Here is a 15539-nt window from a genome sequence, read left to right as displayed (position 1 = left end):
AGATTTAATTTCTACTCCCATTAAGAAACCCAAAAATCGAGAATTAACGATTGAACAGAAATAAGAAAACCAGAAATTCTCAGGCAAACGGGTATTTACTGAACACCGCATTCGTTCTGTAAAAATATTTCGAGTTGTCCAAGAATGATTCAGGTTAAATCCCCATAAGTATGAACAAGTAATTTTGACAATTTGTGGATTAGCGGGACTTAAACAAAAATGAAGCCCAAATGTAGCCCAAACTGGCTTTATAATAAGGAAACACGTCCGGATTCCAGTTTAACCAATCAATCAATAGAAAAGATATGGCTGTTCTCAACGCTTCTAAAGCTTCAGTAAAATTATTCAGAGGTTTCTTGGCCCACCTTGGTCTTAATCCTCCAGTCCACTGATGGGAAAGAATAAAAGTGTAGGCACAGAAAACCAACATAAAATGGCGCAGCGCAGTCAACTGCTGTTATATCGAACTTGATATTCGTTGAGTCCTAACCATCCCTTGGCTTCCCTGTAAACAACTTCTACCCAATTTCTTTGAGAATATGTATCAACTATCCATTGGGGTGTGACAATTGATCAAGAAACCTTGGTCATAAAGTAGTCAATATCAGTGGCTCGAGAGAAAGTAGAACCGTTGATGAGGATAGCAATATTGCCCTTTCCAGTTAAGGCTGATATTTCTACTTCTTTAATTACTACCCATGATATTTTGGGTTTATCTAACTGCAGTTTAATTTCTGTAAAAGCCTCTTGGGGTAAACTTTGTACTAATTCATCTAACCTAATTATTTGTGGACTATCCTCTTAGCCACTGGCAAGGACTTTAGGATTTTTACCTAATCCTCCTAAATACTTTCAATTCCGATTTCCTATCTTTAATAAGAAAGATGTATTGTGGCCATATCCAGGATCTATAATTACTATTCCTGGTTGATTACCACGGCTTAAGGTCAGATCTATTAATTTAATTCCTAACTCAGGTTTATTCTCAAATAGAGGCTCTTGTTTCCCTTTGGGTCAAGAATCACCGTGGTGATATAACTCTATATGTAATGGTAAGCTTTTACTGCCATCATATAGATGTGTTGTTACTACTACTATTCCATTATCCCTTTTCCCAATTTCTCCAATATATTTTCTTCCTACTCCATCCCTAAAGTTCCCACTTTTTCTATGGTCATAATCATCAATCATTAAGCTAAATCCTCTGGTGATTCTCCTCTGACTACACTTGTTCATAATCTCTAACCGACGGTCATTGACTTGGGAACTGGACCAAGGTGCTTCAGTTAAAACGTGGTGTAATCGGTGGTAGGTCACCCCTAGGGCATTCTCTGCCATTTGAAATAGGTTTTTTCTATCACTTTCACCCAATCATCCCACTAAATAATGTCTAAACTCTGATTAAAAATGTTTCCTAGTTTTTTCCCCTTGATGAGTAAATACACCATTAAACCTTTGACACCATCTTTCAAACCATGGTGCCATTGCTGCGGCAGTAGTTTCTTTCATCAGCTTCTGTTAACGTGAAAGCTACACCGAAACCGCACTATACTCGTTTCTCTTTACTCTTAACTTTTGTTTAAGTACCGTTAGTCAGATTACGAATTGGTTCGCTCATATTACCAATAGAAATAAATCCCATTATACTGGGCTAAAATTGACGCCTATAACTTCGTATTTCCGCCTTGTTGTCATCAGTAAACAACCACTGCTGTACCCAGATTTGAATCATGCACATACTTCTCTTCATCAACTTAGTCAATCAGAACCCAATCATCTACTTTTTAATACAGAAATTTGCTTAGGCTTACAAGTTAAACAACCACGTTTACCAGTTGAAACAAGCTACCGTAGCTTCTGGGATCACCTCAACCCTGTAATAAATAACGACATATCTGAACTGACAGCGCAAATTTTAACAGCGCCATTATCAATTTCTTCCAGGATTGGACAGAAAATAATCTTCAATCAATAACTGATGAAACCATTGTTCAGTCTCTAGATAAAATAACGAAAGGGCTGGAAGAATGGATAGATAGTAGTATATCTGCTATGGATGAAGAAACTATTTCCCAAAGAGTTGAGGAAGTAGTAGAGGGGGTTAAAGAATTAGCTAATCCTAGTTATAACTATGAAGATATTTTTCAAGGATTGGTCAAGTTTTTTATAGAAGATGACTGGGCATTGATCAAAATTGAAGGTGAACCTATATTATGTCTTACCTACCAAGGTAAAAATTGTAGATGGAATTGCTACGCTAAAGTATATTCAAAACAGCAAATAGTTTTTTACTCAATTTATCCTACTCTCGTACCTGCAAATAAACTGTTGCTTGTTGCAGAATTTATCAATAGAGCTTATAAACTAGTTATAGGGAATTTTAAACTAGATTTTGAACTGAGAGAATTTCGCTATAAAATTAGTTTCGACGTATCTGTTGCTATTCCTCCTGTCGTACTCATCAACAACTTTGTTTATACAAACATCACGACAATGGATGAATTTTTACGAGGGAGTTATCTATTACCACAATATGCTACCGACCAGATTGAATATATGCCCGATTATACAGAATCCTATTCTTTGATTTATGAGGGTATTACAGTAACAGATGTTATAGAAAAAGCAGACAAAATTTAAAACTATCCACAGTCATCACATGTAGAGGAACAGCAATTATCTATCTAGAGGATATATTGATGAAGAAAAGATTACTAATGAGAACCATCCCCTGACCTTAGTCGATAAGCTAAAAGAGAAGTGTCACAATATATTTCATATATCGTCAATATTAACAGCAATATTAACACCAGAAGAAATTGCTCAATCTCATGCAGTGTTCCAGATGCAAAAACCCTATCAAATGAAACAGGCTCAAGTTCTCGTTGAGCAAGTTAAAAATCAAATGATTCAGAGGCTATTGATAAAGTAAATGTAAAGGGGAGTAGAAAAGGAATGTTGGAAGGATAGCATACATAAAATGTAGGGTATTTACATAGCTACTGATGGAACGAAAGTCTTACCCCACAGACTTAAGTGATATGGAGTGGGAAATCCTGGCCCCATTGATTCCACCAGCCAAAGAAGGAGGGTATCCACCCACAACAGATATAGGTGAAATATGTAATGCCATCTATTATCATTTGAAAACTGGATGTCAATGGAATATGCTTCCAAGTGACTTCCCGCCAAGGTCAACGGTATATAGCTATTACAGGAAATGGCAGGGCCAGGGGGTTTGGGAAAAATTCAACCATACATTGGGTGGTCAAGTTCGCTCGAAATTAGGTAAATCAATACAACCTACCGTGCTTGCCGTAGACAGTCAGTCGGTCAAGACTGACCAAAAAAAGGGGATGTGTATGGTTTTGACGGATGTAAAAACGTAAAAGGAAGAAAGGGGCATACTTTAGTTGATAGCCTGGGACTTGTGTTGAAAGTTGTTGTTAGTGAGGCGAATGCCCCAGAACGAATACTTACTGCCTATGCACTAATGGAACTGCTAGAGGAACCCACAGAATTATTGGAAAAAGTCCAAGTTTTATGGGTTGATTCCGGTTATGACGGTGATAAATTTGCACTTGCAGTTTGGTTCATGATTCAAGCTCATGTTGAAGTCATAGGACCTACTAAGCAAGAATTTAAAGTTTTACCACAACCCTGGGTAGTAGAAAGAACATTTGGGTGGTTTAACCAATATCATCGTCTAATACCACGTCTAAATGAGTGTAGATAGAACTGTAGAATAAAGATTATGGAAGATAAAGACTCATGAGGAAGCAATGGCACGCCCTTTCAATCTAGAAGTTCAAGAAAGTGCTGACTATTTGTCAAAAAGCCTGAAAAATGCGCGGACAGCATTAGACAAATAACGTTTACAAATGCTATGGTGGATAAAAACAGAACAATTAACCCAGCATCAAGAAGTGAGCCGAAGATTGGGCAGAGATGGGTCAACAATAACAGGATGGTTACAAAGGTATGGAAAAGGAGGACTATCTTCTCTTTGAGAGGTAAAAACTGCGCCTGGGGCAACTCCTTTAATACAAGGTGAAATGCTATCACAACTAATATCAAAGTTAGAATCCCCCCAAAGGTTTAGCAGTTATAGGCAAATTGTGGAATGGCTAGAGCAAGAATGGCACGTCCAAGTCAAATACAAGACAGTTTACAGTTTAGTGCCCTACAAACTAGGGGCAAAATTGAAAGTACCTCGACCCATCAGCTCATCACAAGATGAGCAAGCTATAAACCTTTTTAAGAAAACATCCCCCTTGCCTTGGTAGCTTTAGAGAAACTATTGGGTGGGGGAAAACGACTGAGTTACCTGTGCCAGGACGAAACCAGATTAGGTTTGAAGACCGAAACTGGACGAGTGAGTGATTACGGCTCGTGGTGTTAAACCTGTAGTGAGGGTGCAGTGGCCACGAAAAGCATTTTGGCTTTATGGAGTTGTTGAACCCACCTCTGGATGGCATTTTTGTCAGGAATATCCTCATCTAAACAGTGAAAATTTTCAGAAATTCTTGGATGTCCTATTTCAGGAATTAGGTTCTGATATGGCATTAATGCAGATGGATCAAGCTTCTGCACACCAAGCTTTGGCACTGTCTTGCCCTAAAAATATTATTCCCATTTTTCAACCATCTCACTCTCCTCAACTTAACCCCATGGAGCGATTATGGCAGTTTATTAAACGTCAGTTCAAAGGTGAAAGTTTCTCACATCTCGACCAATTGCGTCAAGGAGTTCAACATGAATTAGCTCAATTATCTTCTGAGGTCATCTCCTCTTTGACCAGTTATGATTTCATCCTTGAAGCTCTGTTTTACCAAGCTTTATTCTATGCAGCCTCATAGAAAATTGGTATAAGCAAGGATTATAAGCGTTTAATACAAATGAGGAAGGGGCTATATATGCTATTATAAATAGGATTATGCTAATTCGTCTTGTCTCCTAAACATTTACTTTATAAATCATCTCTAAGAATTGAATTGGCAACATTGTTCTTCGGAAAAATGAGTTTAAGTCATGAAATACTCAACTATTACAGGTTTATTCGCAGCAACTTTAACCTTATTTACTACTATTACTAAAGCCGAAGAGACTCCATTATCATATTCCGTAAATTCCCGAAATCTCATCACCAGTAAAATATTAAAGACTCAAAAACCCCACCTCTAAAAAATTTTTCAGGAGCAGCACAAATCGCTTTAGCGGAATACCTTAAAAAAACAATTAAAGCGAAAAATTATGGTGCTTTCTGGTGTCCATGTTGTCACCACCAAAAAGAACTATTTGGTAAACAAGCATGGGCAAGTATTACATATATTTAATATGATCCTAAAGGTACTAACCCACAACCTGATTTATGTCAGAAAGCAAAAATAAAAGGTTATCTGACTTGGGAGATTCAAGGTAAAATCTATGCAGGAATGCAATCTTTAGAAACTCTAGCTCAGATATCTAGTTATAAAGGAAAACGCAATTTCAAGAACTAATTCAAAGACAAGTTTCCCAAGTATTGAACAGGATGTTGGTAAAGTTATTGGTGATGTATAAAACAACTGTAGCTCTCCCTTAGCCTCTTTGACATAGGATGGGCATCTTGTCCGTCCTTATATTCCTTATATAATAATATAATAGATAAACATAGATCAACGGAATTCCCCAGACACTGTCTCGGCAATTTGCCATTGTAGGTAAAAACGCCGCATTTGTTCTAAATTACTTTTTGATAATCCTTTACCACATTTGGCTATTAAGTCTTTTGAAAGTCTTTTTATAACTGATGCACCGTATTCTGCTCGTTTCTCTCCACCTTGGTCAAGTTCTACAATTCGGCGCCCAATTTCCCAGTAGGTGGCTGTCATGATAGCATTAAGTGAACGAGCAGCAGCACGTTGACATGATTCCAGAAGTTGAATAAAATCTGTGAGAGTGTTTTCGTACTCGTTAATTACGATATTTTGAGCAGTTTAATTTCTATCATTATCTCACGTAAAAAGTTTATTTACTTTCTTCTTCCTTCACAAACTCCAAATATCGCTTACTTAATTCCTCCACAGCCAAATCATAAAACTGTTTCCCATGTTCTGGAGTAGCTAAAGCAGGATTGGAACCCATACGGCCATCGTGGTAACGTAAACGAAAATCAACAGCACCATAAATTTTATGTCCAGAAACAACTTCTGGACACAGGTATGCTTTTTTTATTGCTTCTGGATAAAAATATTGAGTCACAGCTACCTCACTAGGAGTTGCATGAGAACCTTCTTGATCACTGTATAATTCTTGAGCCAGCTTATACACAGAACCACACATAAACCAATTAGCAACTTGACATTGCACTTTTGATGCATTAGGAATTTGCAAATCTTCTAAATGAGCGTAAATTTCTGAAAAAGCTGCTTTGAGAGTAGCAATATTTCCACCGTGTCCGTTGATAAAGTAGAACTTGGTAAAACCAGCTTTGGCTAAACAAGTTATATAATCTCGCACTACCAAAATTAAAGTGCTAGGACGCAAACTAATTGTCCCTGGAAAAGCAGTATGATGTAATGCCATACCGACATTGATTGTTGGTGCAACCATAGCTTGAGTTGCTTGACCAACTCCACGGGATATAGCTTCTGCACAAATAGCATCAGTACCAATTAAACCAGTAGGACCATGTTGTTCTGTAGAACCAATGGGCAAAATAATTCCCTGAGAGTGCTGTAAATAAGTTTCTACTTCAGGCCAAGTGCTGAGATGTAATAACATTTTATGTAAATCTTAAAACCCAAATTATATATAAATTCTGAACGATTTATGAATACTATAATAAATCTATCTGGCGTTATAAATTTGTAAGCATTCAGCTAATGCCTAACGGCACGCTACGCTAACAGCCATCAGCAGTCAGCTTTTTCATACTAAACGCCAAAAATACCTATTTGATCATTAAGCAATTTCTCAAACATTCTGACTCATAACTCCTGACTCATAACTCCTGACTCCTGAATTCTTACATAAATTTTTAATTTTTAATTTTTAATTTTTAATTTATAGGGATGGAGTGACAACAAGTTTTGAACTATACAGCTCTACTGATATCTTGCACCTCTCTGTACAAACTCAGGTAACCTAAAAAGATACGCCATAAGACTACCTTAATTTTTATTGGTCTTAAGCGGTAAATTAAGGGTTTTAGAATTATACGGTGTAATTAAATTTGCACCAATAGAAATTGGTGCAAGATGTGAGCCTCCCACGAGCGCGGTTTACACTCCAGCAATAAATGAAAGAAACACGTTCGTTCATATTAAAAACCTTAAATACTTGCTTGGCAAGGGTTATAAAATGTGTTTCTTGAGAGTATTAAGATTTTAGCGATACTGCAAGTTCAGCTGATGATACTTGTTGCGAATCTCCAAACAAGACCTAGTCCAAGTTAATGATGGGATGTTTGTTTTCTGTATTGTCAACTCTACCAGGAGAAAAAGATAATAAATTTCAGTCTTGGTGGTGAATTAATCAAAGCAATAATGTTTTTTTACGTCTTGGGTAATTTCCCATGTACAACACATGCCAGCCCCAAAAGTCACTAAATCACCTTTACCGATTTGCACTGGTTGTCCGCCATCAGGAGTCACAATTACATTACCTTCTAAAAAGTAGCAAGTTTCTTGAGAATCATAAGTCCACGGGAATTTAGAAACTTCTTTTTGCCAAATTGCCCATTTGTATACGCCTAATTGCTTGAGGCTCTCTTGAGTGGGTTGATGCTCTATCTTAATTTCCATCTGTATTGAATCTAGTTGCTTTTAGCAGTAGGATTGGATATCCTCTCCACATTGATCTACTAAATAACACAATGCCCGAAAACGCAAGCCAACTAGTTGATCATACAGTGGATTGAGCTTACACATTGGAGGAATGTGAGCTACTTTCCGACCTAAGAACATTATATCACGTTCAAAGGGACATTGAGCAGGAATCAGTTTAGCTATAAATTTAGCGAGTTTACGGTTGTGAATTTCAATTTCATCTAACCATTGACGGAGTGGTTGTAGTAAATCAGATTGATTACTTGTCTGATGATGTTCTCCAATGGGGCTAATTAAAGTAGGGAGAATAATAGGTTGACTATTTGTGGTGATCATAGTTCTAAATCCTGTTGTCTTTAGATGGATGAAATTTTGCAAATTTATTTAACTGTTGTCCATGCAATTTATTGCATAAATCTGCGTTGTCTTGGTAATTATAGTGAAGACAATTCTGACTTAGATATCTTACATGGAATCAGCAGAGATATCCTTCAACTAATTGCTATTTAAACTCACCGGATGTTGAAGAACTGTCCCGTTATATACAAAATAACAAAGAAATAATAAAAATGGTATTACCTTAACTTATTAATTACTGATATCGAATATTGCGATCCCATATATCAATCCCAAAAGCTTGGTGAGAAAAGTACTCGGTGCTACAGACTGTAGCTGTGCAAATTAAAATGTAGCTGAGATTAAACAAAAATCAGGTTTGACAAATATTTAGCCATTTGCACAGTCAATTTTAGAACTGAAGAATATAGACAAGAATGTTATATAAGTTACATAGGCCAACCTGAATCCTTACTCACTGGTAGCAAGGCAGCATCTGATAAGAATAAACTAATCGACTGTAAAATTAGCTGATCAAAACTCAATATCAATTATTGCATTTCTAAATGGTAATTAGCTAGATACAAATCAACATAACCATGTAACAAGATGTAAATTACTTGAAACCCTTGGGATTGCTCGATTCAGCTTTGCTGCATTCACCATGACATACATAGTTATAAATTTTTCCGCCCATCTACTTATATGATATGAACAGATATATTTCCTAGCCCCTCTTTCCTGTCTTCACGGATATGATGGAATCCTATTTTATTTTTGCGAACTTAGGTAGACCTTGATTCATTTATTCCTTAATATTTCCTATTAATATCCTTTACCAGTAAAAATAGCGACTTACAGCAGGAATGAGGAGTCAGTAGTAAGCTGTTACGCATTTACTTTTCTCCCCAAAAGGCGTGCTACAAGGACTCTAGGCTACTAAATATTAAATTTAGCTGCTTAACAGCTTAAAATGCTCTTGCTGTCTAGGTTTCAAATTAGATTCTGTAAATCATTGATCTGCAATCTGCTGTAATTCTTATTTGATTTTTACAGGAGCTTGTAATAGTTCAATATCTCGAATTAACAGTATTCCTCGACTCTCAAATTGAATCCTGATCTAAATGTTCACAGGATCTGTTTCTTTTTCAAAATAAGCACGTACTTCATAAAACCAGAAATCATGTAATTATTCAGTCAAACATTTTGCCGATTGATGTGAATCATTTCCCAAGTTGTATATGTGCCAATGAGACTCCACAATAAATAAGGAACTAGCAATAATGCTGCCCAAATAGAAACAGATAAAACTGCGAAAGTGACTAAAAGACAGATGATAAAACCTGTACCACCAAGAATTGTACCTACTTTGAGACTACGTAACCTAAACATGACGGGTGTGTAAGCAATGGTAAATATTTCTAGCAGCAGGTATAAACCCATCATTAACCAGGTTGTATCACTACCAGGATTGTGTTCCCAGATCATATAAGCTGACCAAGCGCCACAAATAAAGATTACTGTCCAGATTAACGGAATTGCGCCTTCAAAAGTCAGCCATCTGGGTCTTTGTAAGTGCCTGAACCACTGGCGATCGCTAGGTGTAATCCGGGTACTTGCAAAGGCTACTAAGGAAGCCACACTTCCAATTACCATCCAAGATTTAATCATAGTTTCCTATCCTTGGTGCTGACCTTCTTGAAGAAGAACACAGTAATTCTATCAGTAAACAACGTGTTAATTGTATGTATTAGTAATTGAAGCGTGGGAAGAGGTTATTATTCTTTTCCTATTTCCAAGTTCTATCTTATGCCTTAATATTTGGTGGTAATTATGTCTGGAGGTGGGTGTATATAGTCACTTGATGGAACTAAGGTTTGCAAGAGGGGGATATAACAAGTAATCAGTCATGAATATGCACACTGAATCGGAAGTGCCATCGCATCACCATGATCAGCCATCGCTTGCACCCAAGCTACAAGATATCGCTAAAACTATTAGTTTTACTGGCTGGATAACTGTATGGGTGCAATTGGTACTATTAATAGTCAGCGGCTTGGCGTTGTTGTTTGCTGCTACTGGTCGTGATTTTGCTCAACAACAAAATACAGGTCTAGGAGTTGGCATATTTTGGGGTGTGTGCGGAATTGTAGTGCTGTTATTTAGTGTTTATTGGAATTTTCGTTACACACGCCTCGGTAAACGCCTAGCAAACCCCAATATAACTTTACATCCCAGTAAGGCAGAAACCGTTAGAGCTATGCGACTGGGAATAATGGTGAGTTTAGTGGGGATTTTAATCAGCATCTTGGGTGCAGGTGCGACGGTAGGTGTGTTAGTAGCCAAATCTGTCTCCCAACCCCCAGGAGTGGCAATTACTGACCCTTATAGGATTATTCGTGCTATGGATGTATTTGTGGAAGTTGCAAATATTAATAGTATTGCAGCTCACTTTTTGAGTACTGTGGCTTCTCTGTGGTTATTAGAAAAAGTCAATCACCATTAATTTGTAATTATTTATTCTTCTACTCGATACCCTAATTCTGCTAACCTCACTCGTGAATGTCGCCATTTGGGTTGCACTTTCACAAATAATTCTAGGTAAACTTTACCAGCAATCAGTTTTTGTATTTGTTCACGAGCTTTACTACCAATAGCTTTCAGCATTGTCCCACCTTTACCAATCAAAATCCCCTTTTGGGAGTCTCTCTCGACGTGGATAGTTGCGAGTACACGGGTAATGCTTGGGGTTTCTTCTACTAAATCAATTGCGATCGCCACTGAATGAGGTACTTCTTCACGGGTTAACAATAAAATCTGTTCCCGAATTAATTCCCCCATAATAAACTGTTCTGGCTGGTCTGTAACTAGATCTGGTGGATAATAGAAAGGCCCAGGTTCTAAATGTTCAATTAATAATTCTTGCGCTTCCACTAATCCTAAAGCAGTCTTAGCAGAAAATTTGATAGTTTCCCATTGATGTTCCTTCGCCAACTGAATATAACTATCATCCAGTTTCTCAGCATCTGCTGGTTGTTCGTCAATTTTGTTAATCCCCAATATTACTGCTGTTTGACTACGACTGAGTAACTCAGTAATAAAGCGATCACCTCCACCACAAGCCGCTGTTCCATCAACTACAAATAATACAACATCTACCGACTCAATTGCGATTTTGGCATTTTTTACCAGGACTTCTCCTAATTGATGATGAGGTTGATGAATTCCTGGTGTATCAACAAAAATTAACTGAGCTTTATCTGTAGTTAAAATACCCCGTAACCGATTTCTAGTAGTTTGAGCTATAGGTGATGTAATAGCAATTTTTTGTCCTACTAATTGATTCATCAGAGTGGATTTACCTACATTGGGACGACCAATAATGCCGATAAAACCAGATTTAAACTCAGGAGGAGCTTGGGGAATTGTTACTTCTCCTGAAAACGAGAAGCTATAATTATCACTACTACTCACCTTGGACTCCACCTTCATATTTTACAATTCGGATAAATTCTCATTATTTAGTTTAATCTATTACTGAATATATTTTCTTATGTTCTTCAAAATAAGATCAGCAATCACCCAACACGAAATTGGGAATTCATCATTCAAAAACTTCACATAACCCACTTACTTCTCTAAAAAATCCAGCTTATTGTTCATAACTGATTACTAAACTTAAGTTCCTGGTAAATTTCGCAATCTCACATTTAAATAAGTCCGATCTGCTAAAGTTTGCAATATGGGACCATGTTCAGTAAATTCAATAATACTTACAGAACCAACTGGACACTCCCAAAGATAAGGAAAACGTCCCATATCAATTCCTAGCAAACTACAGAGAATCATTCTAATAGTTGCTGTATGGCTTACAACTAAAACATTACGGCTGCTATGAAGATACTTAATTTCTTCAATTACCTGCATAGCTAGAGAAGCAATTGTTACTGCTAATTCTCCGCCATTGGGCGCATACCAAGCAGGGTCGGCTGACCACCAGATATAATCATCATGATATTGACGGCTAATCACTTCTCGAGTTTTTCCTTCCCATTGACCATAGTTAATTTCCCTTCAACCATCTAACAATTCTGGTTGTATTCCTATAGCCTTAGATATGTGTTTTGCTGTTTCCATAGTTCGTCGCATAGGACTAGAAAAAATTGCTTACCAAGAGGTAGAACTGTATGCAGCAGCAAAAGCATTTACCATTTCTACACCTTCAGGAGTCAATTCTGAGTCGGCACCGCAAAAGGCATGATTACGACTGCATTCTGTTTCTCCATGACGGAGTAGGTAAAGAGTTAACCTCATTTTCTATTTTCCTATTCGGGGATCTAGGTAGAGAATCTGGTATGGCTATATTAATTAAAGAAAGTACCATCATAAAACTCAACAATAACAATGATAAAAACCACAGTAAATCCATATCTTGATGGCAACTTTTCCCCTGTTTGCCAATAAATGACTACAGGAGCCCTCAAAGTCATCGGTGAACTACCCCCCGACCTTTCTAGGATGTTTGTCCGCAATGGAACGAACCCCCAACATTCACCCATTGCTCAGTATCACTGCTTTGATGGTGATGGAATGTTACATGGCGTTGAAATTAACAACGGTCAAGCCACCTATCGCAACCGTTATGTCCGCACTAGAGGCTGGAATATTGAATACGAAAGAGGGAAAGCTGTTTGGAGTGGAATTTTATAACTACCTCACACTGACAACCCATACGGATCAGGGAAAAACACCGCCAATACTGCCTTAGTATGGCACGCCGGACAATTTTTAGAACTGTGGGAAGGAGGAGCGCCCCACAATATTAAGACTTCCTGAATTAGAAACTATTGGTGAATACAGCTTTAACAACAAACTGACTTCCCGTTTTACTGCCCATCCTATTACCGGGGAAATGATGTTCTTTGGCTACTTTTTTGCACCACCGTACCTAGAATATGGTATAGTTTTCCCCCAAGGTGAATTATTGCGAACCGTACCTATTGAAATACCAATGGCTGTAATGATGCATGATTTTGCCATTACTGAGAATTACACCATTTTCATGGATTTACCCCTGACATTCAGCCCAGAAAAGATGTAACGGGAAGAACCGATGATGATGTTTGAGAATGATCGCCCCAGTCGTTTTGGTATTATCCCACGTCATGGAGAAAACAGCAATATCCGTTCCTTTGAAAGTCCTTGCTGCTAAGTCTTCCACACCCTTAACGCCTACGAATAAGGAGAAGAAGTAATACTTATTGCTTGTCAGATGGGTTCCACTAGCGTATTAAAGAGTGGGTCATCAACAGAGCCCACAGTAGATATTCCCCTATTACATCTTTGGCGATTTAACCTCAGCACAGGTACAGTAACACAAGAAATGTTAGACGAGGTACCAGGGGAATTTCCCCGTATTAAAGAAAACCTGCTGGGAAGAAAAACCCAATACGCCTGCGCAGCTAAAATGGCCAAAGATTCTCTGCCATTATTTGACAGCATAATTAAGTATAACTTGATCAGTGGCAAATCCCAAACCCATGAATTTCAACAACGGCGTTACGGAGGTGAAGCCGTGTTTGGGCCTCGTTTTGGTGCAACAACAGAAGATGATGGCTGGCTGATCACCTTTGTTTATAATCAAAACTTAGAAACTTCTGAATTAGTAGTTATAAATGCTCAAGATGTTACTAGTGAAGCTATTGGACGAGTAATTATTCCCGAAAGAGTACCCTATGGTTTCCACGGTACTTAGATATCAGAAGTACAATTGAGCAATACTATCTAATTCATCGAATACTTAAATCTTGCACAATTCTCAATAAAGTAGGGTGGGCAATGCCCATCCACAAATTAATCAATTTCTCGAACATTCTGACTCCTGACTCCTGACTCCTGACTCCTGACTCCTGACTCCTGACTCCTGACTCCTGACTCCTGACTCCTGACTCCTGACTCCTGACTCCTGACTCCTGACTCCTGACTCCTGACTCCTGACACTCCAAGATATGAAATAGTCTCTTGTAGGGTGCATAAATCCTATTCAGCCTAACGGCAAAAATACCTATTTGATAATTAACGAATTTCTCAAACATTCTGACTCCTGACTCCTGAGTCCTGAATTATTACACTCCAAGATATGAAATAGACCATTAGATAGATTAAAGTTATTTAACATAAATACCTACTCAAAGAATAGTAAAGTAAAAATATAAATTTACTAAATCATAATAATTACACCTGTCTACTTACTAATATCTTGTAAACCTTAAACTTACTGACCTTTGTCATGCCTAAAAAAATCAAGTCTGCATTACCAACATCCTCAAGCACAACACTAGCACTTTCTGAAATGCATATATTATCGTCCCTAGAAAAAGAACACCACTCACTCATCAAACAAACTAAGAGAAAGCGAACAGAGTTAAATGAATTCGTCGAACAAATGCGTTCGTTAGCTACAGGAATATTTCAGAAAGCCACTCCCAGTTTTAAGAAAATTGCAGACCTAGATCAAGAAAATCATGCTGTTTTCAATGAAATTCTCACTACTACGAAATTTCGCAAACAAACAAAAAAAGTATAGAATCACTTTACTTGACCCTACAAATGACAGGAATAATTAGTCCGAAATCTGCTCATGAAGAAGATGATTAGGAACATCCAGAACTAGACGAACTATTTGAGAAGCCAGAAGTAGAGGGAAATGAAACCAATATAAACCGTCATCAATATTGGGACTCACAACAGGAAATACAATCTACTTCTGCTAGTAGAACAGGGGATTATAGAAAAATTCGCCAGACATTTTTGAAATTAGCAGAAGTCTTTCATCCAGATAAAGTACAAGATAGTGAAACCCATAAGTCTCATGCAGAAATCATGAAATAAATAAATAGGGCCTATCAAGAAGGAGATTTAGCAAGACTTTTAGAAATCGAGCGACAGCATCAGTTAGGAGAAACTATTGATAATACTAGTGAAGATTATGTAACTCGCAGATGTATACATCTAGAAAAACAAAATGAAATCCTCAAAACTCAATATAAAAAATTAACCCAGGAACTACGTTTAGCTAAAAATACTTCCGAATGTGCAATGGTTTCTGATTCTCGCAAAGCTGCCAAACAAGGCATTGATTATACTAGTATAATGTTGAAATAACTAAAATCTCAGGTTAATATCATTGCTGATATTCATGATTTTATCAAGGATTTCATAGAACAAAAAATTACCATCAAGGACTTTCTCTCAGGTCCACCCAGGTTGCGCTCCATCAGAGAAGAAATGATGGATGAATTTGGGACTGTAATGATTTTTTAAAAAATACACTAAGCTATAGATGTAGGTTGGGTTGACAAAAACCAACGCTATCTAAACCGAACCACTTCC

Annotated in this window: 13 protein-coding genes and 5 pseudogenes; 9 read left to right on the top strand and 9 right to left on the bottom strand. The window is 37.5% G+C overall.

Features of this window, described 5'->3' with window-relative positions:
• Positions 1–199: 199 nt before the first annotated feature.
• Positions 200–1509 (bottom strand): annotated as a pseudogene (locus AAZO_RS07770) (IS701 family transposase).
• A 543-nt stretch (positions 1510–2052) separates the two neighbouring features.
• On the opposite strand from AAZO_RS07770, the gene AAZO_RS26200 reads away from it, so the two are divergent.
• The 6 genes and pseudogenes from AAZO_RS26200 to AAZO_RS35075 all read left to right on the top strand — a co-directional run bounded on the left by AAZO_RS26200 (position 2053) and on the right by AAZO_RS35075 (position 5184).
• Positions 2053–2640, top strand: coding sequence for a type III secretion system chaperone family protein (locus AAZO_RS26200; RefSeq protein WP_013190814.1), 588 nt, complete (start codon positions 2053–2055; stop codon positions 2638–2640).
• 365 nt (positions 2641–3005) lie between these two features.
• Positions 3006–3709, top strand: a pseudogene (locus tag AAZO_RS29355) (IS5 family transposase); the annotation flags it as partial.
• 172 nt (positions 3710–3881) lie between these two features.
• Positions 3882–4010: a hypothetical protein gene (locus AAZO_RS41105; RefSeq protein WP_266888726.1), complete on the top strand. Its 129-nt coding sequence runs from the start codon at positions 3882–3884 to the stop codon at positions 4008–4010.
• A 45-nt stretch (positions 4011–4055) separates the two neighbouring features.
• Positions 4056–4286, top strand: a complete 231-nt coding sequence (locus AAZO_RS43495) for a winged helix-turn-helix domain-containing protein (RefSeq protein WP_049790495.1) — start codon at positions 4056–4058, stop codon at positions 4284–4286.
• Between the two features lie 93 nt (positions 4287–4379).
• Positions 4380–4859, top strand: a complete 480-nt coding sequence (locus AAZO_RS07740; protein WP_041639670.1) for a transposase — start codon at positions 4380–4382, stop codon at positions 4857–4859.
• 172 nt (positions 4860–5031) lie between these two features.
• Entirely contained in the window at positions 5032–5184 is a 153-nt protein-coding gene (locus AAZO_RS35075; protein ID WP_013190811.1) for a hypothetical protein, read from the top strand.
• Between the two features lie 473 nt (positions 5185–5657).
• Here AAZO_RS35075 and AAZO_RS07735 read toward each other — a convergent pair whose 3' ends face one another.
• The 5 genes from AAZO_RS07735 to AAZO_RS07715 form a co-directional block, all read right to left on the bottom strand.
• A complete protein-coding gene (locus AAZO_RS07735; protein ID WP_228371671.1) occupies positions 5658–5918 on the bottom strand; it encodes a DUF1016 N-terminal domain-containing protein in 261 nt (86 codons plus the stop codon).
• A 91-nt stretch (positions 5919–6009) separates the two neighbouring features.
• Positions 6010–6765 (bottom strand): creatininase family protein, encoded by a 756-nt coding sequence (locus AAZO_RS07730; RefSeq protein WP_013190809.1) that lies wholly within the window; start codon positions 6763–6765, stop codon positions 6010–6012.
• Positions 6766–7514: 749 nt separating this feature from the next.
• Positions 7515–7787, bottom strand: coding sequence for a cupin domain-containing protein (locus AAZO_RS07725; RefSeq protein ID WP_013190808.1), 273 nt, complete (start codon positions 7785–7787; stop codon positions 7515–7517).
• A gap of 21 nt (positions 7788–7808) precedes the next feature.
• Positions 7809–8147 carry a Mo-dependent nitrogenase C-terminal domain-containing protein gene (locus AAZO_RS07720; RefSeq protein ID WP_013190807.1) on the bottom strand — a complete coding sequence of 113 codons (339 nt, stop codon included), beginning with the start codon at positions 8145–8147 and terminating at the stop codon, positions 7809–7811.
• Between the two features lie 1197 nt (positions 8148–9344).
• Positions 9345–9818: a TspO/MBR family protein gene (locus AAZO_RS07715; RefSeq protein ID WP_013190805.1), complete on the bottom strand. Its 474-nt coding sequence runs from the start codon at positions 9816–9818 to the stop codon at positions 9345–9347.
• 238 nt (positions 9819–10056) lie between these two features.
• Here AAZO_RS07715 and AAZO_RS07710 point away from each other — a divergent pair, with 238 nt between their 5' ends.
• The gene (locus AAZO_RS07710; protein ID WP_013190804.1) at positions 10057–10653 is read left to right on the top strand and encodes a DUF3611 family protein; all 597 of its coding nucleotides are present in this window, start codon (positions 10057–10059) and stop codon (positions 10651–10653) included.
• Positions 10654–10664: 11 nt separating this feature from the next.
• On the opposite strand, the gene era is transcribed toward AAZO_RS07710, so the two are convergent.
• Positions 10665–11639, bottom strand: a complete 975-nt coding sequence (era, locus tag AAZO_RS07705) for a GTPase Era (RefSeq protein WP_041639667.1) — start codon at positions 11637–11639, stop codon at positions 10665–10667.
• 186 nt (positions 11640–11825) lie between these two features.
• Positions 11826–12461 (bottom strand): annotated as a pseudogene (locus AAZO_RS07700) (histidine phosphatase family protein).
• Positions 12462–12611: 150 nt separating this feature from the next.
• Between AAZO_RS07700 and AAZO_RS07695 the strand changes: the two are divergent.
• Positions 12612–13902, top strand: a pseudogene (locus AAZO_RS07695) (carotenoid oxygenase family protein).
• 34 nt (positions 13903–13936) lie between these two features.
• On the opposite strand, the gene AAZO_RS33510 reads toward AAZO_RS07695, so the two are convergent.
• Complete coding sequence (locus tag AAZO_RS33510; RefSeq protein WP_013190802.1) at positions 13937–14242, bottom strand: hypothetical protein; 306 nt, start codon at positions 14240–14242, stop codon at positions 13937–13939.
• A 194-nt stretch (positions 14243–14436) separates the two neighbouring features.
• On the opposite strand from AAZO_RS33510, the pseudogene AAZO_RS43490 reads away from it, so the two are divergent.
• Positions 14437–15470: pseudogene (locus tag AAZO_RS43490) on the top strand (J domain-containing protein).
• Positions 15471–15539: the final 69 nt, after the last annotated feature.

This window comes from 'Nostoc azollae' 0708 (assembly GCF_000196515.1).
GTDB classification, from domain to species: domain Bacteria; phylum Cyanobacteriota; class Cyanobacteriia; order Cyanobacteriales; family Nostocaceae; genus Trichormus_B; species Trichormus_B azollae.
The sequence above is the reverse complement of the archived record's forward strand: the minus strand, read 5'-3'. Positions and strand labels throughout refer to the sequence as shown.

Bases quoted from the DNA above. Each gene is read 5' to 3' on its own strand.
- AAZO_RS33510 (WP_013190802.1), bottom strand. From the start codon at position 14,242: ATGTTTGAGAAATTCGTTAATTATCAAATAGGTATTTTTGCCGTTAGG.
- AAZO_RS35075 (WP_013190811.1), top strand. From the start codon at position 5,032: ATGAAATACTCAACTATTACAGGTTTATTCGCAGCAACTTTAACCTTA.
- AAZO_RS07725 (WP_013190808.1), bottom strand. From the start codon at position 7,787: ATGGAAATTAAGATAGAGCATCAACCCACTCAAGAGAGCCTCAAGCAA.
- AAZO_RS07710 (WP_013190804.1), top strand. From the start codon at position 10,057: ATGAATATGCACACTGAATCGGAAGTGCCATCGCATCACCATGATCAG.
- AAZO_RS41105 (WP_266888726.1), top strand. From the start codon at position 3,882: ATGCTATGGTGGATAAAAACAGAACAATTAACCCAGCATCAAGAAGTG.
- AAZO_RS07730 (WP_013190809.1), bottom strand. From the start codon at position 6,765: ATGTTATTACATCTCAGCACTTGGCCTGAAGTAGAAACTTATTTACAG.
- AAZO_RS07720 (WP_013190807.1), bottom strand. From the start codon at position 8,147: ATGATCACCACAAATAGTCAACCTATTATTCTCCCTACTTTAATTAGC.
- AAZO_RS26200 (WP_013190814.1), top strand. From the start codon at position 2,053: ATGGATGAAGAAACTATTTCCCAAAGAGTTGAGGAAGTAGTAGAGGGG.
- era (WP_041639667.1), bottom strand. From the start codon at position 11,639: ATGAAGGTGGAGTCCAAGGTGAGTAGTAGTGATAATTATAGCTTCTCG.
- AAZO_RS43495 (WP_049790495.1), top strand. From the start codon at position 4,056: ATGCTATCACAACTAATATCAAAGTTAGAATCCCCCCAAAGGTTTAGC.
- AAZO_RS07715 (WP_013190805.1), bottom strand. From the start codon at position 9,818: ATGATTAAATCTTGGATGGTAATTGGAAGTGTGGCTTCCTTAGTAGCC.